The organism is Pseudoalteromonas sp. NCCP-2140, from assembly GCF_023708065.1.
Taxonomy (GTDB): Bacteria; Pseudomonadota; Gammaproteobacteria; order Enterobacterales; family Alteromonadaceae; genus Pseudoalteromonas.
In genome coordinates this window covers 295,781-319,526 of record NZ_BRCZ01000001.1, presented here as the reverse complement: position 1 = coordinate 319,526, position 23,746 = coordinate 295,781, and the positions used below count along the sequence as shown (strand labels likewise).

Here is a 23,746-nt window from a genome sequence, read left to right as displayed (position 1 = left end):
TTAACACTACTTGGAATAGAGATGCGTACCAGTCAATATATACTCGCAACACTTAAAGAAACTCCGTCTGATGCAGAAATTGTTTCTCATCAATTAATGCTACGAGCAGGCATGATCCGCCGCGTTGCGTCGGGTTTGTATACATGGTTGCCCTCTGGTCTACGCGTACTTAAAAAAGTAGAAAACATCGTACGTGAAGAAATGGATAAAGCAGGCGCTATCGAAATGTTAATGCCTATTATCCAACCAGCTGATCTTTGGGAAGAGTCTGGTCGTTGGGAGCAATTTGGTCCTGAATTACTTCGTATTAATGACCGTCACAACCGCCCATTTGCACTTGGCCCAACACACGAAGAAGTGATCACTGATTTTGTACGTAAAGAAGTGAGCTCTTATAAGCAATTACCGCTTACTCTTTACCAAGTACAAACAAAAGTACGTGACGAAGTTCGCCCTCGTTTTGGTGTAATGCGTGCTCGTGAATTTACGATGAAAGATGCTTACTCTTTTCACTTAAGTGATGAGTGTTTAGAGAAAACATACCAAGTAATGCACAAAGCATACTGCAACATCTTCGAGCGCCTTGGTCTTGATTACCGCCCTGTTATCGCTGATACAGGTTCTATCGGTGGTAGCGTTTCACATGAGTTCCATGTACTTGCAGAATCAGGCGAAGATGCAATCGCATTTAGTGATGCAAGTGATTATGCTGCAAATATCGAAAAAGCAGAAGCACTAGCACCGGCTGAAGAGCGCCCAGCTGCAAGCAAAGAGCTAAAAGCGTTCCCAACGCCTGATGCAAGATCAATTGCTGAGCTTAAAGAGCACTATGGTGTTAAACCTCATCGCGGCGTGAAAACATTAATCGTATATGGCGCACCAGATGAAAACGAACAACGTGGTTTAGTTGCCCTTGTATTACGTGGTGACCATGATCTAAACGAGTTAAAAGCTGAGAAACACCCGCTTGTAGACTCACCGCTTGAAATGGCAAAAGAAGAAGACATCGTTGCTGCTATTGGCGCAAAACCAGGTTCATTAGGCCCGGTCGGCCTATCAATGCCAATCATTGTTGACCGCACAGCTAACGTAATGGCTGATTTTGTAGCTGGTGCTAATAAAGATGGTGAACATTTCAGCGGTATCAACTGGGATCGCGATGTAGAAAACTACGAAGTGGCTGATATCCGTAATATCGTGGAAGGCGACCCTAGCCCGTGTGGCCAAGGTTCACTGCAAATTAAACGCGGCGTTGAAGTTGGCCATATTTTCCAACTTGGCACTAAGTACTCAGAAGCAATGAAAGCAGGCGTATTAAGTGAATCAGGTAAAAACCAAGTAATGACAATGGGTTGTTACGGTATTGGTGTATCACGTATCGTAGCTGCCGCTATTGAACAAAACAACGACCAATACGGTATTAAATGGCCGCAACCTATCGCACCTTTTGATTTAGCGATTGTACCTATGAACATGCATAAGTCTCATCGTATTCCTGACATTGCAGATAACCTTTACAAAGGTTTAAAAGATGCAGGTTTAGATGTGTTGTTTGATGACCGTAAAGAGCGCCCTGGTGTTATGTTTAACGACATGGAATTATTAGGTGTGCCTTTCACGCTAGTTATTGGTGAGCGTAACCTTGATGAAAATAAGGTGGAGCTTAAAAACCGTCGTACTGGTGAAAAGCTAATGCTTGATTTAGATAGTGCCGCTTCCGAAATTGCCGCACTTGTTAAAGGCTAATTAAGTCAGCTCAACAAAATATAAAAAACCGCTTCGGCGGTTTTTTTGTATTTATTAATTGTCATAGATGTTTCGCTAAAGCGTCTTTTAACTGTCATTGATTCTGCCTAGCATTTACTTTATTACACCATGAGTAAATGCCATGAATAACACCACTTGCAGTAGTAAAACCCACTATCCTGCCGTTTGGATTTCCGACGTTCACTTAGGTTATAAAGACTGCCAAGCGCAGTATTTACTAGACTTTTTAAATGCGATTGAATGCGATGTTCTGTATTTGGTCGGTGATATTGTCGATTTATGGTCGATGAAACGACAGTTCTTTTGGCACCCTAGTCATTATGATGTATTAGCGCTTATCCAACAAAAAGCGAAAGATGGCACACGAGTGATCTATATACCGGGTAACCACGACGAAACCTTTCGCCATTATGCCAATGATTCATTATTCGGTATCGAAGTACACAAGCAATATATCCATACCACAAAAGCCAACAAACGGTTTTTACTGTTGCATGGCGACGATTTTGATTCAGCAACCCGCTACAACAAATTAATCAGTATTGCGGGCGATGCAGGATACGACTTTTTACTTTTTTTAAATCGTTGGACTAATCGCATTCGCCGTTTATTTGGCGGTAATTATTGGTCATTGGCCTCTTGGATCAAAGCGCGAGTGCATAAAGCACGTGAAGCAATTGACGCATTTGAAAAAGCAGCCATCCACGAAGCAAAAAAACAAGCCGTCGATGGCATCATTTGTGGGCATATTCATCACCCAGCCGTTAAAGTGGTTGATGGAATTTTGTATTGCAATGATGGCGACTGGATTGAAAACTGCACTGCGTTAGTTGAAAACAGCTCTGGACGTATTGAGTTATTGCACTGGAGTGAAACACAAAAAGTGATTCACTCTGCTGATATTAGTACATTAACGCCTAAACCTGCATTTAATAAAGACTGCGATGCCGCTTAAGACTTCAGCCACATTGAGAGCTTTTTACGCAATGTGGCTTGTTTAATAGGCTTGGTGATATAGTCGTTCATGCCAACACTAAGGCATTTTTCTCTATCGCCAGCCATGGCGCTTGCGGTCATCGCAATGATCACCACATCTTGATACCTTGGGCCTGTTTTACCTTGTCGGATTGCTTTAGTACAGTCATAACCGTTTAAGTTTGGCATTTGGCAATCCATTAAAATCAGATCAAACTGAGTATCACTGTTGTTTAACACCTCAATTGCTTCTAGACCATCACTGGCAGACTCAATATGCACATGGCTATCTCTTAAAATCGCTTTGCTCACCTCAATATTAATCATGTTATCGTCGACGATAAGCACTGAACGAGATGTTAAATCAAGCTCAATAGTTTCTTTAGTATCTATATTTTTACGCTCAATAACAGAGTTGTTATCATTAAATAAAACCGCGATTTTATAGGCTAATTCATCAGGAGTGACCGGTTTTGCAATAACAGTACAATTGCTTGGTAATGTTTCTTTTTGTTTAAGTGATGCCATAACCCCTAAAATTAATACACAAGTGTCTGGGTATCGATTTGCCAAATTCAACACATTGTTTAGTTCTGGGTGTTTATGATCAATAATAAGTAAATCTAACTTATTGAAATCATAGTCAGATATATCACTTAATCGAGAAACTTTCGATGGCCGAGGCTGAAAAGTTTTCTCTAATTGGGTTTCAATGTTCTGGCCAAGCAGATCATATAAAACCGCACAACCAACGTGTTTGTTATTCAAAGCCGTAATCGCACCCAGCTCTTTTAATGAGCCACTGAGTGACACTGTGATACTTGCACAAAAGCGACTGCCTTTTCCTTTTTCACTTTCAACGATAATATCACCTCCCATCAACTGAGCGAGCTTTCGACTTATTGAAAGCCCTAAACCGCTGCCACCATAATGGCGTGTGGTACTTGAGTCCTCTTGGGTAAACACTTCAAACAATTTACTTTGGTTTTCTTTCGAAATACCAATACCAGTATCTTCGACTACAAAGCTTAGGCAAAGCGACTTATCTGAATGCAGCTGTTCCTTAACCGTTAAACTAACATGGCCTTTATGAGTAAACTTGAATGCATTACTGAGTAAATTATTGAGAATTTGTTTTAAGCGGTGGCTATCACCCGTTACGGTACGCTGAGTAATAGCATGCGCATCGAACAGGATTTCAATACCTTTTTTCTGACCTTGAACGGCCATCGATGTTATTAAATCACTGCACACTGAAACTACATCAAACTCATGACTATCTAAGTCAAGTTTACCTGCTTCAATTTTTGAAAAATCGAGAATATCATTAATCAGTGTCATCAATGAGTTAGCGCTGGTATTTGCATAATGTAAGTATTGCATTTGCTGAGTAGATAATGGTTCTTCTTCAAGCATTTCGAGCATGCCAAGGACACCATTCATCGGAGTGCGGATTTCATGGGAAATGTTAGCGACAAATTCACTTTTAGCTTTACTAGCAGCTAATGCTTGTTCGGTGGCCTTTTCGAGCTCGGCTGTGCGGCTTTTTACTTTTTCTTCTAGTGTGACATTAAGCTTTTCTAGTTGATGTTGAGCGCACTTAAGTGAATCAATATTGCGTAGTATTGCCGCTATTTGATATTGCTGCTTCGCTGCATCAAAAACAGGTGTCATGGTAATAGAGAAATAATGAGTGCTCTGTTCACTAATGTGAACCGCTTCAAACGAGCAACGCTGCCCTTCTTTAATGGCTTGTGCAATCCCTTGAAAATCTTCATCGTTATAATTAAACAAGGTATCAAAATGGGTGGTTTGTTCTGTAATACCAAAAAATGTTTTTGCTGTTTCATTGGCATTACAAATAACGCCATTTGGCTGAACCATAATGATGGCATCTGTTGAGCTTTCGATTATTTTGCTGTTTTTTTCTTTTAAAAAACTGAGCTCAATTTTTCTGTTGATGTCACGTTGATAAACTATAAATAACATCATGACTGCAAAAATGATTAAGCATAATATGCCAATAAACCTTAATCGCTTTTGATGTATTTCATTGAGTAATGTATCTGTATTTATTGAGACAGCCAGTGTCAGTGGCTGCATTTGAACGCCATTGTTAAACTCAATAATTTTCTGAACATATAATTTTTCAGGCAAGTTAACTACATCAAAAAAATCAACGCCTACCATTTTTTGTTCAGTGCTAAATTCTTCAGACCAATAATGAGCATCATCCAGCTCAAAACTAAAACGGTATGATTCCTTTGGATGATAGATAAATTGTTGCTGCGCATTTAATAAATACACTGACAGATTATCAGCGGTGTTACTGGTAAGCTTATTAAGCAAATCGGCTGCATAATAGTTGAGGATCAACACTGCGAACGGCTTACCTTCATTATCTTTTACTAATTTGGCTATCCTATATGTGCTGATATAAGGCTGTTGTAAACGGCCATTTTCACGATTGTAGTTAATGGGTGAAATGTAAATTTGGCCATTTTCAAGCTTTGCCGTAATTTGCATGTAATCACGTTGGCCTTTGTGTTGTAACTTGTCATCAGCCACTCTATAAGCCTGACCATTTAAACTATCAACCCGCACAACTTCTTTGCCATTATCAGCAATATAAATGTACCGAGCTTGTGCGAGGTCTTTATCTGTTGACATAAAACCAGTAAAGATTTTTGCTAGGCGGTCTTTCCATGCTGAGATAGGCGTGCCTAAAACGGGATCTATATTTTGATCATTTGTAGCACGCATGATTGCAAGCACTGGCGGGGTTGAATCTAAGAAGTTAAGTGCTGAAATATTCTCTCTTAAACTTGTTTTTAATACACTTTCTTTAGTGTCGAGCTCTCGCTGCATCTGTTCAAAGGTGCGAGTGAACACATCTTCTCGTAGATCATATTCATATTTTACAGTAACAAAAATGCCCAATACTAAAAAAATACATAATGCCAGTATTGGTAATTTATGACGTTGATAGAAATGCGCTGAATGTCCAGAATCCATTGAATCGAAAGCCTTCTTTTCTACTCTGCTTTAGAGTATAGGAGAGAATAGTAATAAAAGCGGAGTATACAGAAAATATATTAAGTAATAAGGATTGGCAGGTACTTAGCTTGGCTTACAAACAAATAAAGCACCAAAATGGTGCTTTATTATTAGGTAAAATCAGTATCTCTTATCTAAATAAGACATCTTCTTTATTAAACCATTTAACGCAAAACGCAAGTAATGCACCTGCCACAATGACTGTCGCTAAGAAAATTAAACCCACGAGTGTGTAATCAACTGTACCTTTAATAATTTCTTTGATTGCCAAAGCTACATTTGTAACAGGAATGAATGCTGTTTTGCTCGTCAGTTCAACATTTGGCATCAAAGCAACCATAATTGGAAAAATTACACCCATGCTAAGTGGTGCCATGTAGTTTTGCGCTTCTTTAAAGGTTCGCGCATAAATTGAAATAGCCAACGCTAATGATGAGAAGATTGCAGCAATAGGTAATAACAACACAAAAATCAGCCCTAAATCTAATACGGTTAAAGAGCTAAATGCGTTTTTAACAACTGCTAAATCTACAAATGCAATGGCCACTGATATCCACACACCCATACTGAGTACAGTAATGGTGGTTGTCGCAATAGAAGAAGCAAGTAAGGTTACAAACTTACCTAACACCAGCTGTGTACGGGTGATTGGTGTAAGTAGAAGGGTTTCGAGCGTACCGCGCTCTTTTTCACCAGCTCCTAAATCAATCGCCGGATACGTTGCGCCCATCAATACCAGAGGAATAAGTAGATAAGGAATAAACCCACCTATTTTCTCGCCAAGATTTTCACGTTTATCTGCAGTGTCGACCTTCACAACTTTAATAGGCTCGATAATGGCAGCTTGTTGCTCTTCTGATACACCAAAGCTTAATAGTTTGTTTGTACGCAGCGCATCGCCATATTCTTTTGCCAGTTCTTTGACACGGTCAAATAGGAAATTAATTGCTTTTGCGTCGTTATACACAACTTGCCATTCGCTTTGCTTTGCATCATCTAATGTTTGCTTAGCGTCTGACGGTAAATAGATACCCATGTCTATGGTGCCTGCTTTTACCGCTTTAGTGAGATCTTCTACCGTATTAAAGGTTTCGTCGCCTTTATATAAAGCAAAGCTCTTATGGTAAAACACCTTATCGGTAAAATCTTGCGCGTAATTGCCATTGATAATGGCGTAAGTATGGACCTCTTGTTCTGCCTCTAACGCCGCTTGAGAACTAATAAAGGCCATAACAGCAAATAAAAGTGGGAAGATAGCAACCGGTAGTGCAACAACGAATATCAATGTTTTACGGTCACGTAATAGCTCTTTTAATTCCTTTTTAAATACTTCAAACATCACGGCTCTCCGTTAAAATATTCATAAACGCTTGGTTCAATTCTTCACTTTGACCTGTTTGTTTAAACTCATCTAAGGTGCCATCAAAGCAACTAATTCCTTGGTTTATCACTGCAACACGGTCACAAAGTAAGGCAACTTCATCTAAATGGTGCGTTGAGAAAATAACTGGTGTGCCCTGCTCTTTAAGGCCGCGAATAAAGTTAATTACGGTTTGCGTAGTCATAATATCTAAACCAGTTGTCGGCTCATCAAGAATAACCACATCAGGATGATGAACAACAGCACGGGCAATATTGGCTTTTTGCTTCATACCTGTTGAAAGGTTTTCGGCGCGTTTATCAATAAAGCTGTGCATATCAAGTAAGGTGAATAGCTCATCACAACGAGCGGCTACCGCTTTTTTACTCATGCCATGTAAACGGGCAAAGTATTCAACGTTTTCTTTAACTGTTAAACGCCCATATAAGCCGGTACTACCTGACAGAAATCCAATTGACTTGCGGCCAACTAATGGCTTTTTAACGATATCATGACCAGAGATGGTAATGCTGCCTTCATCTGGTTTTAAGGCTGTTGAAATCATTCTAAGGGTGGTTGTTTTACCGGCACCATTTGGGCCGAGTAAACCGAGTACTTCACCTTTGTTACATTGAAAGCTGACGTCTCTTACAGAATGAAAAAACTCTTTATCTTCACGGGGGTCTACGTTGTCCGTTTTATTTTTTTTATGATCTTTTGTTAGCTTAAACTTCTTTTTAAGCCCTGCCACTTCAATCATGTGCGTTTCCTTCGTTTCGGTCTAAAGTAATCAGTGTTACTGTAAAATTCTGGATTTTCATTGTCAGTCCACCATCCTGGTACGCCTAACAAGGGTAAGGGTGATAAGTTTTTATTATCACGCAAACAATCATCAAGCTTTATCATCTCATAAAGACGTTGATCTAGATACGCATATTGCTCGCTTAAATCTTTACAAAATATGTCATCAGGAACAATTACAAATAATGCTTTACCCGTTAAACCAATATACGGCTGAGTGAGCATTTCGTAGTTAGCATGACCAAACATAAATGGCCTAATGCTTTTTCCCCAATGTTCACGTTGTTCTACAAAGGCTTGCTGCCATTGGTGGTCGCGTAATTGTTGCTGCCAGCTTTGCTCAGTAATTGCCAGCACCACACCGCATTCGTCAAATAAAGTAAGTGCATTTCGATGTTTACTACGCTCTTTTAGACCATGCAGTTTAATTTCTTCGATATGCTGATGATTAATCAGCGCTTTGGTTTTTGGAAATAAACACCAAATAAAGCCACCAAAAAGGTCATGCCAATTTTGTTGTCTTGTTGGTACTTGCCCCGTCTCAAATATGATTTGCTCATAATAACGGGTTTCATCAGCAAACTTTTCATCTTCAACAAAGGTTATGGCTTTGCCCTGTGTAGTTTTCGCATTTAGATATTGATTAAACCACTGGCAAGATGGCCAATCTGATAGTTTATCTAAATTAAATAGCGTCGCTAGGTCACTAAAAGCACCCGTTGTGAGGTATTGTGTTGACCATTGCTCGGGAGCAGTAAATCGTTTCATTGCTTATTTTTTAACTTATTGATGTATTGTGGGTAGTTTACCGTAAAAACTGGTTCTCATTAATAGAACCTCATATACTAATGCCACCATAAAACAAAAAAAGAGCTATTATGAAACGCTATTTTCCAATGACAGTCCTTGCAAGTGCCATTCTTGCGGGCTGTGCTTCAACAAGTATCACATCAAGTGATGTCGAAAAAGCCTATCAAAGCATTAATTCAGAGCAATTAGCAGAGCATATTAAAGTGCTTGCCTCTGATGAGTTCGGTGGCCGTGCACCATCATCTAAAGGTGAAGAGCTAACGCTTGCCTATTTAACCGACCAATTTAAAGCATTGGGTTTTGAGCCGGGTAACGGTGATAGCTTCTTACAAGAAGTACCGCTTGTTTCACTAGAAGCTGATTCAGACATGGTACTTACCATTGGCGGCAAAGATTACCAATACAAAAAAGATATGGTAATGGGTAGCAGCCGTATTAGTGCTAAGCAAAGCATTAAAGATTCTGAATTAGTATTCGTTGGCTACGGTGTTAATGCACCAGAATACAACTGGAACGACTACGAAGGCCTAGATGTTAAAGGCAAAACAGTTGTTATGCTGGTAAACGATCCTGGTTTTGCGACGAAAAACCCTGATTTATTCACCGGCGATGCCATGACCTATTACGGTCGTTGGACATACAAATATGAAGAAGCAAGCCGTCAAGGTGCAGCAGGTGCGATTATCATCCACGAAACAGCACCGGCTTCTTACCCATGGTCAGTTGTTGAAAACTCTTGGAGCGGTGAGCAATTTGGTTTCCAAAAAGAAAATAACAACATGGACCGTGTTGCTGTTGAAGGCTGGGTAACAACTGATGTTGCTAAAGAGCTTTTCACAAAAGCAGGCTTAGATTTCGATACCATGAAAGCTAATGCGGCAAAAGGCGCTTACCATGTTGATATGGGCGACCTAACTGCAAGTGTTGAAGTAAATAACACAATCAAAAAGTCAATTTCGTATAACTTTATCGCGACGTTACCGGGTAGCGAAAAGCCAGACGAGCACATCATTTATTCAGCTCACTGGGATCACCTTGGTACTGATAAAACCCGCAAAGGCGACCAAATCTATAATGGTGCCCATGATAATGCAACGGGTACTGCTGGTTTAATCGAAGTTGCTGAAGCATTCGCTACGTTACCTGAGCACCCTAGCCGTTCAATGACTTTCTTAGCCGTTACTGCTGAAGAACAAGGTTTACTTGGCTCGAAATATTATGCTGCAAATCCAGTGATCCCAGCATCACAAACGGTTGCTAACATCAATATGGATAGCTTAAACCTATTAGGTAAAGTAAAAGACATCAGTGTTGTTGGTATTGGTAAATCAGAAATGGATAGCCTGCTAGAAACAGCTGCTAAAGCACAAGGCCGTACAGTATCTGGTGACCCTAAACCGTCTTCAGGTGGTTACTACCGCTCTGATCACTTTGCATTTGCAAACATGGGTGTACCAGCAATGTATGCCGGTGGTGGTAGTGAAGCACTTGACGAAGAAACGGCAAATTACCGTAAGCGTATGAGCCTAGTGCTTCGTGGTTGTTATCATCAGCCTTGCGACCGTTACCGTGATGAATGGGATTTATCAGGTGCCGTTCAGGACCTTCAGTTATTCTATCAAGTAGGTTTTGATATCTCAGAACGAAAAGAATGGCCGACATGGAATGCCACTTCTGAGTTCCAACGCAAATAGATATAAATGAGATTGATTTTCATTTAAAATCGTAATACAGTGTAACCTGATTAATTTTTAGGTTGCACTGTATGCTCTCACTAACACAAACGAGGTTTATTCCTAATAAAGCGAGGTGTTACATTACGGACAATAAACGCTTAATTTTACCCCTTTTATTACTGACTTCTTTAGCGGTACCTGCAAGCCGAGAATTCACCCTACAAGCGCTTAGTGATGCTTTTTTTCAAGTATCTGTATTTGTTGCAGCCACCTTATTAATCTATTACTACCTTATTGATCGACTTCCTCAATTACAGCTTAGCTATTTACGTGCTAAATCAGGCATTCTAGAGGTGAGCTTTGCGTCTATTTTAGGTGCTTTGCCTGGCTGTGGGGGTGCTATTATTGTGGTAACCCAATTTACTAAAAAGCAGGCTAGCTTTGGCTCTGTTGTTGCCGTATTAACAGCAACCATGGGCGATGCCGCCTTTTTACTGTTAGCAACCCGCCCGCTTGATGGTTTATTAATGATGTTAATCGGTGTTGCTGTAGGTATTATTAGCGGTCAGATAGTTAATACATTTCATAGCCCAGATAAATTTCAACCTGACGAAGCAGGTGAATACAGCGAGCAGCCACAATGCCAACCAAGAGCTTTGAAATTTAGCCGTCCTATTTGGAAATTTACCCTAGTACCAAGCTTGATTATTGCTTTTGTTATCGCTACCAATTCTGACCTTAGCGCATTTAGTCAAAGCGTTAATACTGGCGTCACCCTGTTTGGCTCGATCATGGCGCTATTCACCGTGGTTGTGTGGTCTCTGTCTTCTAAAGGCAGCAGTTATAAGCAAGTAACCAGTGAAGAAGCGCCTTGCACACCTCCCTCAAAACTCACGAAAGTGTTAATGGACACGCACTTTGTTACTGCCTGGGTTGTTGCCAGTTTTATGCTGTTTGAAATTCTCGTTAACCTAGTCGGTGTTGATTTAACAGCCTGGTTTTCTGAGTATGCTTATCTTGCACCGCTGGTGGCTGTGGCTATTGGTTTATTACCTGGCTGCGGGCCACAAATCGTGGTGATGACACTCTATATACAAGGTATTATTCCATTTAGTGCGATGGCAGCCAATGCAATTTCAAATGATGGCGATGCCCTATTCCCAGCTATCGCCTTAGCACCAAAAGCTGCACTAATGGCGACAGTGTATTCAACAATACCTGCGCTGTTACTCGGTTATGGGCTGTATTATTACGGAATATAAGCCGTAGCATTAAAAAAACCAGCCGAGGCTGGTTTTTTAATGCTTATACTGATTTAGCTCATCGCCATCATCATTTTTGCAGGATCTTCTAAATAAGACTTCCACAAGTTGTTGAAGCGAGCAATTGTTCCGCCATCAATCACACGATGATCACCAGACCAACTTACTTGCATAATTGCTGCTGAAATCACATTACCTTGTGCATCAAAGCGAGGTAAATGCTGCAGTTTACCTAAAGCAACAATCGCTACTTCAGGTTTATTGATGATTGGGGTTGCAATTGTGCCGCCAATCGCACCGATGTTAGAAATGCTAATAGTGCCGCCTTTCAAATCATCCGGTGAAACACGACCATCACGTGCTGCTTCAGTTAAACGAGTCACTTCGTTTGCAACATCTACGATGCTCTTTGACTGGCATGATTTAATGTTTGGTACTAGTAAACCAATCTTAGAATCAACCGCCATACCGATGTTATGATCATCAAAGTAAGTTAGCTCGCTGCAATCATCATTTACTTGCGAGTTTAGTACTGGGAATTGCTTAATCGCTAACGACAGTGCTTTGATAAAGAACGGCATCATAGTGAGCTTAACGCCCTGTTGCTTATACTGCTCTTTAAGCTCACTGCGCATTGCAATCAGTTTAGTTAGGTCTATTTCATCACAGAAAGTAAAGTGAGGAATTGTCGAAACTGAAGCTACCATTTGCTTAGCCATTGCCGCTTTAATGCCTTTAATAGGCTCTACGCGACTGCCACCAGAAGACGCCACAGTTGATACAGGCTCAGCCGCTTTTGGCGCAGCTTGTTGTGATGCTACTTGGCTTGGTGTTTCATTCAAGAAATCTTCGATATCTTGTTTGTAAATACGGCCATTTTTACCAGACCCTGGTACTTGCGTTAAATCAACATCAAGTTCGCGGGCTTTACGACGAACAGCAGGTGAAGCAACAGCTTTCTTATTAAGTTGTTTGCTAGAGTTTGTTGAAGTCGCAGGCTTCTGCGAAGGTTTAGTTGCTGCATTTGTTTGTGCTTTAACTACCGCAGAACTTACATCTGGCTCTGCACTTTGGCCGGCAATGCTCATTTGGAATAATGGGCTGTGAACCGCTGCAATATCACCTTTTTGATAATAAAGCTTTTCAACTTTACCTGTGTATTTAGCCGGAATTTGCACCAATGCTTTGTCTGTCATTACATCACACACAGCTTGGTCTTCTACGATTTCATCGCCTTCACTCACTAACCACTCAACGATTTCACACTCAACGATACCTTCACCGATATCTGGTAAAATGAAATCTTCTAAGTGCTCACCAGTCTCAGATGATGCTTCAGTTGCAGTAGCAGGAGCTTGCGCTTCTTCGCTTTGTGTTGGTGCTTCGCCATCAACATCCATTGCAAATAATGGTGCATGTACTTTCGCAATATCCCCTTTTGCATAATAGAGCTTACTGATCACACCATCATGAACAGCAGGAATTTGCACAAGCGCCTTGTCAGTCATAACATCACAAATAGGCTGGTCTTCTTTTACAGAATCGCCTTCTGCAACTAACCATTCAACAATTTCACACTCTACGATGCCTTCGCCGATATCTGGCAAGATAAAATCTTTAGACATACTGACTCCTAAAACTCTACTGATTGCTTAATCGCAGCAAGCACTTTAAGTGCATCCGGCACATATTCTTTTTCAAGTGCTAATGGGTATGGCGTATCTAAACCACACACGCGAGCAATTGGCGATTCAAGGTGTAAGAAACACTCTTGTTGAATTGTTGCAACGATTTCTGCACCAAAACCATTGGTGATTGGTGCCTCGTGGCTTACCACTAAACGACCTGTTTTAGTTACTGATTTAGCAATGGTCTCAACATCCCATGGTAAAATGGTACGTAAGTCGATCACTTCACAGCTAATACCTTGCTCTGCAGCTTTTTTAGCGGCGTCCTCGATGATTTCCATCTGTGCACCCCAAGCAAGTACAGTGACATCAGTGCCTTCTTGCACGATTTCAGCTTTACCGAGCTCGATGCTGTAATCTTCTTCTGGAACTTCACCTGTTGATGCACGGTACAAACGTTTCGGCTCAAAGAAAATAACAGGGTTATCATCTTTAATCGATGCACGAAGCAAACCTTTTGCTTGGTATGGGTTACGTGGCACAACCAATTTCAAACCAGGTGTGTGAGCAAAATAAGCTTCTGGTGATTGTGAGTGATATAAACCACCTGCAATACCACCACCGTATGGAGTACGGATTGTTAGATTGCCAACATTAAATTCATTACCACTACGGTAACGGAACTTAGCTGATTCATTCACTATTTGGTCAAATGCAGGGAAAATATAATCTGCAAACTGAATTTCAGCTAATGCAGGGGCACCAAACGCCGCTAAACCATTAGCAAAACCTAAAATACCTTGCTCAGTTAACGGTGTATTGAACACACGATGCTTACCATATTTTTCTTGTAAGCCAGATGTAGCACGGAATACACCACCAAAATAACCAACGTCTTCACCAAAAATACATGCATTTGGATGCTCTGCCATGGTGATATCAAGGGCAGAGTTAATTGCATGAAGCATGTTCATTTTAGCCATTACTTTAATCTCCCTGCAGTTGTTGGATAAGCATCAGGATGCTGCAAAATGTGCTCTTTTAGTTCTTCATATTGTTTTTGCAGTGATGGGATTGGCTTATCATAAACATCAGAAATAAGCTCTTCTAATGCTGGCTTTTCAACTTTTTCAGCGCGTTTAAGGGCTGCTAAAATTTCTTCACGAATAGTTTCTTTGTCTTTTGCGTCTTGCGCTTCGTCTAACCAACCTTGCTTTAATAGCCACTTACGGAAACGCTCGATTGGACAGCCTTTATGTTTTGCTTCTTCATCTTTTGTACGGTAACCGCTTGGATCGTCACTGGTTGAGTGAGCACCTAAACGATAGGCAATCGATTCAATTAAAACAGGTTCACCTTTGGTAGTCGCAATTTCACGGGCTTTTTTTGTTGCTGCATAAACAGCAAGTGCATCAGCACCGTCAACACGGATTGTTTTAATGCCATAGCCAACACCACGTGATGCAATACCATCACCTTTAAACTGTTCATCAGCAGGTGTAGAAATCGCATAACCATTGTTACGGGCAAAGAAAATAACCGGTGCTTCGTGAACTGCAGCCATATTTAAACCAGCATGGAAATCACCTTCAGATGCAGCGCCTTCACCAAAGTAACAAATAGTGATGTTATCAATAGTGCTGTTTAACTCACCTGTTTGGGCATCAATATGACGAACTTTTTGACCGTATGCATAACCTGTTGCTTGCGGAATTTGTGTACCAAGCGGTGATGAAATAGTCATGTAGTTAAGTTCGCGTGAGCCATAGTGAATTGGCATTTGGCGACCTTTACCCAAATCTTTTTCATTTGAGAACATTTGATTCATGAATTGGTCAAGGCTAAAACCACGATAACGTAAAGCTGCTTGCTCACGGTATTGGGCCATGATCATATCGTTTTGATCAAGCGCTGCAGCTGATGCTGTTACAGCCGCTTCTTCACCTAGACATTGCATATAAAAGCTTACACGGCCTTGACGCTGTGCAGCTTGCATACGCTCATCAAGTGCTCTAATAAAACGCATTGTTTCATATAGACGGATTGCCGTTGCTTTGTCGATATCAGGTGCGGTTGCACCTTCGTAGATGTCGCCTTCCTCATTAAGAATACTTAATGTAGGGATCGTTAATGCGTGACCGTCAATAAATGACAGTTCATGATTAATGTTTAGCGATACGTTATTTGGATTACTCATAACCTACCTTCTTTCGTTGTCAGAAACCTACGCTACTGCCCTTAATTATATTTTTATCAGCATGAGCTGTAAGGATAAAGTTTGCGCAATATTCAATCTAATTAAATTAAACTGCCGTCACTTTACGTTAACGTAAGTTGTTATTCAACTAATCATAGACGAATAGATGACAAATGGCTAAAAACGCATGGAAAGTTAACTATACAACAAGATAAATTCTTTAGAGTCATATAGTTAACTAAATTTAGATGGGTGTTAATGCAGAGATTTTAAATAAAGTTGCTATCAACTTGCATTGGAATAACAGTAAGCAAAGCGCGCTGACCTAAGGCTACATCAGCGTTTGGGAAGATAATAGCTTCACCGTCTACTTCCGCTTCAAATCTGGTCTGACCATCAATTGCCATTAATTCGCCCTTTGCGAAACCGGTGAAATTTTCTACATCATCAGCAAATGGGAAACTAAAGTCTTCGCAAGTACGGTTTATTGTTCTATATACAGAAAACAACTCGAAATCATCTGCATTGAATTCTTTATATTCGACAGATTTTTGACTAATTAATGCAGTTAAGGTTTGTTTGGTTTTCTCAAATCGCGACATGTCATTTTCGCCAAATGGTTTTACTTGGCCAAGTTCTACCGTAAATGAGTCAGCTCCATGTACAAACGACGAGTAGTAACTAAAGGTAGTTGCCGCTGATTTCATCATTAGTACCGTGTTTACGCCACAGCTAAGTAAAAATTGCAGTTGTGATTTTTTCCACGGTTTACCATGTAAGAAAGGATACACTGCGAACTTTTCATTTTTAGAGCCACGAATTGCTGTGTGAAGATCATAATGAAAACGCTCACTGCCCTGGTTGCCTCTAGCAAAGAAATCAGTAACAACGTCTTCAAGCAGCTTTGCACGAACTCGCTCTGGGTTAGAAGCAATGCCTTCTACAGTATGATGACCATTAAACAAACGGTTTAAGTTTTCATCTACAAAACGCTTACCGATATTAATAGATTTAGGATTACCATAAATGAACAGTACACGCTGCTTCAAGTTAAGTTGTTCTGTAATGATTGACTTGATTAATTGATCGCAAATTTCAATTGGCGCAGTTTCGTTACCATGTACCGCACTTGAAAGTACAATATCTTTGTTTGCTTGCTGTGCAGGTTGAAACTCAATGATACCTGTGTCGTGAACTGTGACATCAGTGCCATTGGCAAGAGTAAATGCACAAGGTTCTAATGAAAATTCATTGTTACGAGTCAGGGTTAAAAAGTCGCCGGTACTTTTTAATTCTTCGAGATATGAAGGAGTTGAATAGCTCATTGTTCTATCCTAAAAATGCGTGAGAGTAGAATACAAAAACGGCTGAGAATCTCAGCCGTTTTAATAGGTAAAAAAGGTATTAGCTAATTACTGAATCAACCAGCTTTTTCGCTTCTTTTTCTAATAATGCTAGATGTTCTTCACCTTTGAATGATTCAAGGTAAATTTTATAAATATCTTCAGTGCCCGATGGACGTGCAGCAAACCAACCGTTTTCAGTAACAACTTTTAAACCGCCGATAGCAGCGTTATTACCAGGGGCATGGGTTAGTTTTTGCGTAATGGCATCACCCGCTAAGGTACTTGCAGTAACATCATCAGCTGATAACGCTTTTAAACGTGATTTTTGTTCTGCACTAGCTGGCGCATCAATACGTTTATAAATAGGCGCACCGAACTCTTGTTCAAGTTCTTTATAAAGCTGTGAAGGTGTTTTACCCGTTACGGCTAAAATCTCTGCAGCAAGAAGACCTAAGATGAAACCATCTTTATCAGTGTTCCAAACTGTTCCATCAAAGCGCAAGAATGACGCCCCTGCACTTTCTTCACCACCGAAAGCAAGGGTACCTTTGCTTAAGCCTTCAACAAACCATTTAAAGCCTACCGGTACTTCTTTTACTTCACGGTTATTACGTGTAACTACTTTATCAATCATGCCGCTTGATACCAGTGTTTTACCAATTGCGACATCTTTTGACCATTCGCGGTTATTTAATAAGTAGTCAATTGCAACTGCTAAAAAGTGATTTGGATTCATTAAGCCGTCAGGCGTAACAATACCGTGGCGGTCATAATCAGGGTCGTTACCAATACCGATATCATAGTCATCTTTTAATGCAATAAGGTTTGTCATTGCATAAGGAGAAGAGCAATCCATACGGATTTTGCCGTCTTTATCTAAAGGCATGAACGAAAATGTTGGGTCAACAGACTCATTTACGACCGTTAAGTCTAAATTATATTTTTCTGCAATGACTGGCCAAAAGTTGATACCAGAACCACCAAGCGGATCCACACCAATTTTGATTTTCGCATCGCTAATTGCTTTTAGATTAACGATATTAACTAAGTCATCAACATAAGGGGTAATTAAGTCTTGGTACTTAATAAAACCAGAACGTGATGCTTTAGCATATGGAAATAACTCTACTTCAACTAAGTCTTCTAAAAGTAATTGATTCGCTCTGTCTTCAATCCACTTAGTAACATCAGTATCTGCAGGGCCACCATTTGGCGGGTTATATTTAAAACCACCGTCTTCTGGCGGATTATGTGAAGGAGTTACCACAATACCATCAGCAAGTTCATTTGGGTTTTCTTTGTTATGGCAAACAACAGCATGACTGATTACCGGCGTTGGCGTGTAATCGTCATTTTCTTGTGCAATGACTTGCACTTCGTTTGCAACAAGTACTTCAATAGCAGAGTTAAAAGCCGCTTCACTCAATGCATGTGTATCTTTACCTAAGAAAAGTGGACCAAAAATATTGTTTTCTTTACGGTAATCACAAATTGCTTGAGTGATCGCTAAAATATGCGATTCATTAAATTTTACATCGAACGAACAACCACGATGGCCAGACGTACCAAAAGCAACACAATGCTCTGGGTTTTGTTCTAGGTCAGGTTCATTTAAGTAATAAGCCGAGATCAGTTTTGGTACATTCACTAAGCTTGATTGCGGTGCAGGTTTGCCTGCATCTGGATGAATCGCCATATTATTTCCTTATGGATTATAAGTAATCACGAATTTTTTCTGCTTCATCTGCGCTGTAGCCTAAGCACAGTGCTACTTCGTGAAGCATCATTTTTTTTCTGGTTGTATTTGAATTTGTCATCACCCAATACTCAGTATCAGTGATATTTTTTGGATTCATGCTGCTACCGCTTTCCAGTAGTGCTTCTTTGCTAGTGGCAAAATAAACACGGTCACGGCCTTTAATTTCAAGCACGTTAACAAAATCTTTTTTATGCGTTCTATATAAAGCGGCTAGTATAAATAAGAATCGACCAACAACACCTTTTTGCATTGCTAGCTCTTCTTTGTTTAATACATTAAACACATTACCTTTCACTTGTGTCGATGCTGTGACAGTTTGTGCAGCCTCTTCAACATTTTCGTCGCTTGGTTCAGGGCTTGTTTCTTGTTCTGCTTGTTCTTGTACTTCAACAACTGGGGTTTCTTGTTCAGTTTTAGTAGTTGTTTCAACTGGGGCATTGGCGCCATCAGAGAGGTTTAATAAACGACGCAAAATGGTTGATGCACTTTCACCAATACTTTGCGTGTTGCTTGCAATGTATTGATATAACTCGTCGTCTATGTCGATTTTTTTCATGTTATTCCTGTCTTTACGGGTCACATTTTAAAAGTTCTCAATGATTATACCTAAGCTCGCAGCAATTCTCTATGTTTTGCATTTTGTAATTTCACTAGGCAAAATACTGCCATTAAAATTAGGAGTTGAAAATGCTATTAAACTACCAACAAATGGGTCAAGGTTCAGACGTTCTATTGATCCACGGTTTGTTTGGCTCACTTGAAAACCTCAATGTTATCGCAAAAGCATTAGCTGAAAATTATCGTGTAACGAATATTGATTTACGTAACCACGGTAAATCATTCCATAGCGATACCATGAATTATCACGCTATGGCTAAAGATGTCAGTGAGTTACTTGAGCATCTAAATATTAGTAAAGCGCACATCATAGGTCATTCAATGGGTGGCAAAGTGGCCATGCAATTAGCACTTAATCACCCAGAGCTTATTGATAAACTTGTTGTGTTAGATATTTCTCCTGTTGCGAATAACCCTCGTCACAGCGCTATTTTTGCAGGCCTAAACGAAGTTGCACAATCGAATGTCAGTGATAGAAAAGCAGCTGATGAAATACTTGCCAAGCACATTGATGAAATGGGTGTGCGTCAGTTTTTATTAAAAAGCTTTGCTAAAAATGATGAAGGTCACTATCAATGGCGCTTTAATTTAGCTGTTTTATACCAACAATATGAAAATATTTTAGCGCAAGTTAGTGAAAATGATTCTTGTTTATGTGATACTTTATTCATTAAAGGTAATGACTCTGACTACATTTTAGCAGAACACCGCCCTGCTATTATGGCGTTATTCCCTAATGCAAAAGCAAAAATTATTCATGGTGCTGGTCACTGGCTACATGCCCAAAAACCACTTGCTGTAAATAAAGCAATCAGCGATTTTTTAGCTCATTAATTGGGCTGATAAAATTCGCTGTTTTTGATCGTGCGCACTAAATTATTACAAATTTGTGTGCTATAGTACGCGCCGTTTAATTTAAAGGTTTATACGTTGATGGTCAGTCAGTTAATTAACGAATTTGATACCTTAGGGTTGTATTTTGGCTTAGCTGGTATTTTCTTTTTTATTGGAATGGCAATTCAAGACGTCCTTAAAAAAGGTGATGTACCACGATTTGGCCGATACATCGTTTGGTTAGTGCTATTTTTAGGCTGTTCTGGGTTTATAGCGAAAGGACTTATTCAAGTCTTCTGGCAAGGCGCAGGTGTGGGCTAGACATGGCAAAGTCAGAAACAGATAGAACAACACCCGATTTATTTGAATACGAAAAGCGTCCAGGTAGGCCGAAAACAAATCCCCTACCTCGCGATATGCAATTAAAAGTAAATAAACGTAATCAAATAAAGCGAGATAAAGCACGTGGTTTAAAGCGTGTAGAATTTAAGGTTTCATCACAGTTATATCAAGCATTAAGCGATATGGCAGATGCGCAGAATATTAGCCGTAGCGCGTTGATTGAAACAATTTTACAAGAAAGATTGGCTATTGATAGATAGAAGGTTTTAAATCCATGTCAAGCGTAGGTATTTTTTTCGGAAGTGACACAGGCAATACTGAACACGTAGCTAAAATGATTCAAAAAGAATTAGGTAAAAAGCTTGTAGCGGTTCACGACATTGCAAAAAGTTCTAAAGAAGAGATTGCTGAATTCGATTTATTGTTATTCGGTATTCCAACTTGGTACTACGGTGAAGCTCAATGTGACTGGGATGATTTCTTCCCTGAATTAGAAGAAGTTGACTTCGAAGGTAAACTTGTTGCTATTTTCGGCTGCGGTGACCAAGAAGACTATGCAGAATACTTCTTAGATGCAATGGGCATGATCAACGATATCGTAACTGAGCGTGGCGCAATCGTAGTGGGTCATTGGTCAACTGAAGGCTACGACTTTGAAGCTTCAAAAGCACTAGTAGATGACAGCAACTTTGTCGGCCTTGGTATTGATGAAGACCGTCAACCAGAGCTTACTGAAAAGCGTGTTAAAGACTGGTGTGCTCAGGTTTATGACGAAATGTGTTTAGCGGAACTTGCTGATTAATAACAAGTATTACTCGCATTTACTAGCTGATGTAAAGATGCACAACCAGTTCATTTTTGTTTGAAAAATCGGCAAATAGACGAATTGTTCTTTGCACTTAGTAACTAGGCACGTTATTCTAATAGTTGCTAATGTGTCGTGTGCATCTTGCTGATGCCTAGTATAACTAAATAAAATTGAGACAGATTGAATGACTGATCACAACTTGGAATTAAAAAAAGCAGGGTTAAAAGTAACTCTGCCGCGTATTAAAATTTTAGAGATTCTGCAATCTCCAGACAACCAACACATCAGCGCTGAAGATGTCTATAAAATTCTTTTAGACAAAGGCGAAGAGATTGGTCTTGCAACTGTCTACCGTGTTCTTAACCAATTTGATGATGCTGGTATTGTATCTCGCCACCACTTCGAAGGCGGCAAGTCAGTATTTGAATTATCAGGTAGCACTCACCATGACCACTTAGTGTGCCTAAAATGTGGTAAGGTTGTTGAGTTTGAAGACGATACTATTGAACGTCGTCAAGAAGAAATCGCAAAAGAGAATGGTATTAAACTGACTAACCACTCTCTTTACCTATATGGCGAATGTGAAGACACTGCTGCGTGTAAAGAATACGCTGAATCAAATAGCTAATTAGCTACTTGTTTCAGACATAAAAAAACCTGCTTTAAGCAGGTTTTTTTATGTCTATTTGAAATCGATTAGATGATTTCTAATAGCTCAACGTCAAAGATTAGCGTTGAGAAAGGAGCGATTGCTGCACCAGCACCGCGCTCACCGTAAGCAAGTTCGTGTGGTACGTATAAGCGCCACTTAGAACCAGTACCCATCATTTGCACTGCTTCAGTCCAACCTTTGATTACACCGCCAACTGGGAATTCAGCTGGTTGACCACGCTCGTATGAACTATCAAATACTGTACCGTTGATTAGTGTACCGTGGTAGTGTGCACGGATTGTTGAATCTGCAGTTGGTTTTTCACCGTCGCCTGCAGTAAGTACTTCGTATTGAAGGCCTGATTCAGTTACTGTTACTTCAGGACGTTTTGCATTTTCTTCTAAGAATGCAATACCTTCAGCTGCAAGAACTTTAGCTTCTTCTTCACGACGAGCTTGGATCTCAGCGTTGATTTTCTCAAAAGCTGCTTGAATTGCTGGGATTTCAACTTGGAAATCATTACCAGTGTATGCGTCTTTCATACCTTCAAATACAGAATTTAAGTTTAAACCTTCGAATGGATTCGCTTTTAATTGCTCACCCATTTGTAAACCAATACCGTAACTTGCTTTTTCAGCGTCTGTTGTAAAATTATCTGACATGTTTTAATTCACGTTTATTTAGTTAAAAGACGTGCCCATACTAACATAAAAATACAACGAATATCGCCTAGTTTTACTGCGTTTGCTCAGTGTTTGCACTAATTCGCTGCTTTATTTTATCAATTACAAATGTCGCAACAGGTAATGTAGCGATCATCGAAGCAATAAAAAAGCCGCTCATTAAACCATCTTTGCCCAACATAACTAAAGGCACGGCAATAAGACCCACAGTCGAAATCACACATGCAGCAATGACAGGCCAATGCTTGTCGTATTTGCCAATAAGGTGCCCTACTAACACATTAAACCCAATACCATAAGCGATTGAAGATATTAGCCCGTAATCAGGCTGCGCATCATGGGCCATAGCTACAAGTACATTGATCCCGCTGTGATAAAAATAAGAAAAGATACACCAAAGCAGAACATGTTTAACAATGCGCATTAGTGTAGAAGAAGACTCGCTTGCTGACATTACTTATCTCCAGATAGCAAAAAACCGCCCTAAAGGCGGTTTTTCTAAATAATGGTGGAGAGATAGGGATTTGAACCCTAGAGGGGCTACAAACCCCTGCCGGTTTTCAAGACCGGTGCATTCGACCACTCTGCCATCTCTCCGTACGGCGCGCATAATAGTGTTTACTGCGTTCGTTGTAAAGCCTTAAATGTAAAAAACTTTAAAAAAGTAATTTTAATAGTACTGCTTAGGGCGCTTTGCGATTAAAGAGCAAACTAAACAAACAATTAAACTAACAATTGCAAAGCCTGAACCCTGCACTATTACGTCAATTTTATTGAGGTTATAGCTAGGTATAATGACTAATGCAAAAGCGGGTAAGCAGGTGATCGTTAAAACGTAGCAACAAATTTTAAAAGCGCGGCCGAAATCGAAACGTTTAGTGCTTTGCATCCACCAAGTCAGTAGGAGTAATACCACTACAGCAGACAAGCCAAGGTAATGAGGTTGCTTCGTAGACATGGCAACAAAAAAAGTGACCACGGCGCCAACTAAGCCCCAAATTGACCAAGCGAACCAATTTTCTTTTTCACGTAAAAATAAGTTTCCCATCGTTCTCGTCTTCTTTATCGTTATTTTTTTAAGACTATCCATACGTTAACAAAAAATAACCGATTAAAAAACACACTGAAGAAGAATTATTTCGTTTTTTGCATCCGTGCGCTTCTTACAGCT

At 40.0% G+C, this 23,746-nt stretch carries 22 protein-coding genes and 1 tRNA gene; 9 read left to right on the top strand and 14 right to left on the bottom strand.

Annotated elements, in window-relative coordinates; translation table 11 throughout:
• Positions 1–21 precede the first annotated feature (21 nt).
• Both NFU46_RS01555 and NFU46_RS01550 read left to right on the top strand, forming a co-directional pair.
• Positions 22–1,746, top strand: coding sequence for a proline--tRNA ligase (locus tag NFU46_RS01555; RefSeq protein ID WP_175081909.1), 1,725 nt, complete (start codon positions 22–24; stop codon positions 1,744–1,746).
• 142 nt (positions 1,747–1,888) lie between these two features.
• On the top strand, positions 1,889–2,722 hold the full coding sequence (locus NFU46_RS01550; RefSeq protein ID WP_251599028.1) for a UDP-2,3-diacylglucosamine diphosphatase: 834 nt from the start codon (positions 1,889–1,891) through the stop codon (positions 2,720–2,722).
• Here NFU46_RS01550 and NFU46_RS01545 read toward each other — a convergent pair.
• The 4 genes from NFU46_RS01545 to NFU46_RS01530 all read right to left on the bottom strand — a co-directional run bounded on the left by NFU46_RS01545 (position 2,719) and on the right by NFU46_RS01530 (position 8,728).
• Positions 2,719–5,757 (bottom strand): ATP-binding protein, encoded by a 3,039-nt coding sequence (locus tag NFU46_RS01545; protein ID WP_251599025.1) that lies wholly within the window; start codon positions 5,755–5,757, stop codon positions 2,719–2,721. The two genes, NFU46_RS01550 and NFU46_RS01545, sit on opposite strands and share 4 nt — an antisense overlap.
• Before the next feature lie 172 nt (positions 5,758–5,929).
• On the bottom strand, positions 5,930–7,138 hold the full coding sequence (locus NFU46_RS01540; protein ID WP_175078285.1) for an ABC transporter permease subunit: 1,209 nt from the start codon (positions 7,136–7,138) through the stop codon (positions 5,930–5,932).
• Positions 7,131–7,919 (bottom strand): ABC transporter ATP-binding protein, encoded by a 789-nt coding sequence (locus tag NFU46_RS01535; RefSeq protein ID WP_054561430.1) that lies wholly within the window; start codon positions 7,917–7,919, stop codon positions 7,131–7,133. The genes NFU46_RS01540 and NFU46_RS01535 overlap by 8 nt, the downstream gene beginning before the upstream one ends.
• Positions 7,916–8,728 (bottom strand): DUF3025 domain-containing protein, encoded by an 813-nt coding sequence (locus tag NFU46_RS01530; protein WP_130166367.1) that lies wholly within the window; start codon positions 8,726–8,728, stop codon positions 7,916–7,918. The genes NFU46_RS01535 and NFU46_RS01530 overlap by 4 nt, the downstream gene beginning before the upstream one ends.
• 110 nt (positions 8,729–8,838) lie before the next feature.
• On the opposite strand from NFU46_RS01530, the gene NFU46_RS01525 reads away from it, so the two are divergent.
• Both NFU46_RS01525 and NFU46_RS01520 read left to right on the top strand, forming a co-directional pair.
• Positions 8,839–10,464, top strand: coding sequence for a M28 family metallopeptidase (locus NFU46_RS01525; RefSeq protein WP_054553919.1), 1,626 nt, complete (start codon positions 8,839–8,841; stop codon positions 10,462–10,464).
• A gap of 71 nt (positions 10,465–10,535) precedes the next feature.
• On the top strand, positions 10,536–11,708 hold the full coding sequence (locus NFU46_RS01520) for a putative manganese transporter (protein WP_251599022.1): 1,173 nt from the start codon (positions 10,536–10,538) through the stop codon (positions 11,706–11,708).
• Positions 11,709–11,761: 53 nt separating this feature from the next.
• On the opposite strand, the gene NFU46_RS01515 is transcribed toward NFU46_RS01520, so the two are convergent.
• The 6 genes from NFU46_RS01515 to seqA all read right to left on the bottom strand — a co-directional run bounded on the left by NFU46_RS01515 (position 11,762) and on the right by seqA (position 19,194).
• Entirely contained in the window at positions 11,762–13,333 is a 1,572-nt protein-coding gene (locus tag NFU46_RS01515; protein ID WP_251599019.1) for a dihydrolipoyllysine-residue acetyltransferase, read from the bottom strand.
• A gap of 8 nt (positions 13,334–13,341) precedes the next feature.
• A complete protein-coding gene (locus NFU46_RS01510) occupies positions 13,342–14,319 on the bottom strand; it encodes an alpha-ketoacid dehydrogenase subunit beta (protein ID WP_058584964.1) in 978 nt (325 codons plus the stop codon).
• Positions 14,319–15,533 carry a thiamine pyrophosphate-dependent dehydrogenase E1 component subunit alpha gene (locus tag NFU46_RS01505; RefSeq protein ID WP_058584963.1) on the bottom strand — a complete coding sequence of 405 codons (1,215 nt, stop codon included), beginning with the start codon at positions 15,531–15,533 and terminating at the stop codon, positions 14,319–14,321. Before NFU46_RS01505 ends, NFU46_RS01510 begins: the two co-directional genes overlap by 1 nt.
• A 269-nt stretch (positions 15,534–15,802) precedes the next feature.
• Positions 15,803–16,858, bottom strand: coding sequence for a succinylglutamate desuccinylase (gene astE / locus NFU46_RS01500; protein WP_251599016.1), 1,056 nt, complete (start codon positions 16,856–16,858; stop codon positions 15,803–15,805).
• Positions 16,859–16,937: 79 nt separating this feature from the next.
• On the bottom strand, positions 16,938–18,575 hold the full coding sequence (pgm, locus tag NFU46_RS01495) for a phosphoglucomutase (alpha-D-glucose-1,6-bisphosphate-dependent) (RefSeq protein ID WP_175078279.1): 1,638 nt from the start codon (positions 18,573–18,575) through the stop codon (positions 16,938–16,940).
• A gap of 16 nt (positions 18,576–18,591) precedes the next feature.
• Complete coding sequence (seqA, locus tag NFU46_RS01490; RefSeq protein ID WP_054561421.1) at positions 18,592–19,194, bottom strand: replication initiation negative regulator SeqA; 603 nt, start codon at positions 19,192–19,194, stop codon at positions 18,592–18,594.
• A gap of 131 nt (positions 19,195–19,325) precedes the next feature.
• On the opposite strand from seqA, the gene NFU46_RS01485 reads away from it, so the two are divergent.
• From NFU46_RS01485 to fur, 5 genes are all read left to right on the top strand, one after another.
• A complete protein-coding gene (locus NFU46_RS01485) occupies positions 19,326–20,090 on the top strand; it encodes an alpha/beta fold hydrolase (protein ID WP_251599013.1) in 765 nt (254 codons plus the stop codon).
• Positions 20,091–20,189: 99 nt separating this feature from the next.
• Entirely contained in the window at positions 20,190–20,411 is a 222-nt protein-coding gene (locus tag NFU46_RS01480; protein ID WP_036968243.1) for a DUF2788 domain-containing protein, read from the top strand.
• Positions 20,412–20,413: 2 nt separating this feature from the next.
• A complete protein-coding gene (ybfE, locus tag NFU46_RS01475; protein WP_004586673.1) occupies positions 20,414–20,692 on the top strand; it encodes a LexA regulated protein in 279 nt (92 codons plus the stop codon).
• Between the two features lie 14 nt (positions 20,693–20,706).
• A complete protein-coding gene (fldA, locus tag NFU46_RS01470; RefSeq protein ID WP_054553928.1) occupies positions 20,707–21,234 on the top strand; it encodes a flavodoxin FldA in 528 nt (175 codons plus the stop codon).
• A 190-nt stretch (positions 21,235–21,424) separates the two neighbouring features.
• Positions 21,425–21,868, top strand: coding sequence for a ferric iron uptake transcriptional regulator (gene fur / locus NFU46_RS01465; protein WP_063529330.1), 444 nt, complete (start codon positions 21,425–21,427; stop codon positions 21,866–21,868).
• Between the two features lie 68 nt (positions 21,869–21,936).
• Here the strand turns inward: fur and NFU46_RS01460 are convergent, their stop codons facing one another.
• The 4 genes from NFU46_RS01460 to NFU46_RS01445 all read right to left on the bottom strand — a co-directional run bounded on the left by NFU46_RS01460 (position 21,937) and on the right by NFU46_RS01445 (position 23,623).
• Complete coding sequence (locus NFU46_RS01460) at positions 21,937–22,554, bottom strand: FKBP-type peptidyl-prolyl cis-trans isomerase (RefSeq protein ID WP_054553930.1); 618 nt, start codon at positions 22,552–22,554, stop codon at positions 21,937–21,939.
• Positions 22,555–22,627: 73 nt separating this feature from the next.
• Entirely contained in the window at positions 22,628–23,029 is a 402-nt protein-coding gene (locus NFU46_RS01455) for a hypothetical protein (protein ID WP_130166376.1), read from the bottom strand.
• 52 nt (positions 23,030–23,081) lie between these two features.
• Positions 23,082–23,172 (bottom strand) — tRNA-Ser (locus NFU46_RS01450).
• A 73-nt stretch (positions 23,173–23,245) separates the two neighbouring features.
• Positions 23,246–23,623: a hypothetical protein gene (locus tag NFU46_RS01445; protein WP_054561417.1), complete on the bottom strand. Its 378-nt coding sequence runs from the start codon at positions 23,621–23,623 to the stop codon at positions 23,246–23,248.
• Between the last annotated feature and the right edge of the window lie 123 nt (positions 23,624–23,746).

Coding starts and splice junctions, on each gene's coding strand:
- NFU46_RS01550 (WP_251599028.1), top strand. CDS start 1,889: ATGAATAACACCACTTGCAGTAGTAAAACCCACTATCCTGCCGTTTGG.
- NFU46_RS01505 (WP_058584963.1), bottom strand. CDS start 15,533: ATGAGTAATCCAAATAACGTATCGCTAAACATTAATCATGAACTGTCA.
- NFU46_RS01535 (WP_054561430.1), bottom strand. CDS start 7,919: ATGATTGAAGTGGCAGGGCTTAAAAAGAAGTTTAAGCTAACAAAAGAT.
- NFU46_RS01460 (WP_054553930.1), bottom strand. CDS start 22,554: ATGTCAGATAATTTTACAACAGACGCTGAAAAAGCAAGTTACGGTATT.
- NFU46_RS01445 (WP_054561417.1), bottom strand. CDS start 23,623: ATGGGAAACTTATTTTTACGTGAAAAAGAAAATTGGTTCGCTTGGTCA.
- NFU46_RS01540 (WP_175078285.1), bottom strand. CDS start 7,138: ATGTTTGAAGTATTTAAAAAGGAATTAAAAGAGCTATTACGTGACCGT.
- pgm (WP_175078279.1), bottom strand. CDS start 18,575: ATGGCGATTCATCCAGATGCAGGCAAACCTGCACCGCAATCAAGCTTA.
- NFU46_RS01525 (WP_054553919.1), top strand. CDS start 8,839: ATGAAACGCTATTTTCCAATGACAGTCCTTGCAAGTGCCATTCTTGCG.
- NFU46_RS01480 (WP_036968243.1), top strand. CDS start 20,190: ATGGTCAGTCAGTTAATTAACGAATTTGATACCTTAGGGTTGTATTTT.
- NFU46_RS01530 (WP_130166367.1), bottom strand. CDS start 8,728: ATGAAACGATTTACTGCTCCCGAGCAATGGTCAACACAATACCTCACA.
- NFU46_RS01555 (WP_175081909.1), top strand. CDS start 22: ATGCGTACCAGTCAATATATACTCGCAACACTTAAAGAAACTCCGTCT.
- NFU46_RS01545 (WP_251599025.1), bottom strand. CDS start 5,757: ATGGATTCTGGACATTCAGCGCATTTCTATCAACGTCATAAATTACCA.
- NFU46_RS01510 (WP_058584964.1), bottom strand. CDS start 14,319: ATGGCTAAAATGAACATGCTTCATGCAATTAACTCTGCCCTTGATATC.
- ybfE (WP_004586673.1), top strand. CDS start 20,414: ATGGCAAAGTCAGAAACAGATAGAACAACACCCGATTTATTTGAATAC.
- fur (WP_063529330.1), top strand. CDS start 21,425: ATGACTGATCACAACTTGGAATTAAAAAAAGCAGGGTTAAAAGTAACT.
- fldA (WP_054553928.1), top strand. CDS start 20,707: ATGTCAAGCGTAGGTATTTTTTTCGGAAGTGACACAGGCAATACTGAA.
- NFU46_RS01455 (WP_130166376.1), bottom strand. CDS start 23,029: ATGTCAGCAAGCGAGTCTTCTTCTACACTAATGCGCATTGTTAAACAT.
- astE (WP_251599016.1), bottom strand. CDS start 16,858: ATGAGCTATTCAACTCCTTCATATCTCGAAGAATTAAAAAGTACCGGC.
- NFU46_RS01485 (WP_251599013.1), top strand. CDS start 19,326: ATGCTATTAAACTACCAACAAATGGGTCAAGGTTCAGACGTTCTATTG.
- NFU46_RS01520 (WP_251599022.1), top strand. CDS start 10,536: ATGCTCTCACTAACACAAACGAGGTTTATTCCTAATAAAGCGAGGTGT.
- NFU46_RS01515 (WP_251599019.1), bottom strand. CDS start 13,333: ATGTCTAAAGATTTTATCTTGCCAGATATCGGCGAAGGCATCGTAGAG.
- seqA (WP_054561421.1), bottom strand. CDS start 19,194: ATGAAAAAAATCGACATAGACGACGAGTTATATCAATACATTGCAAGC.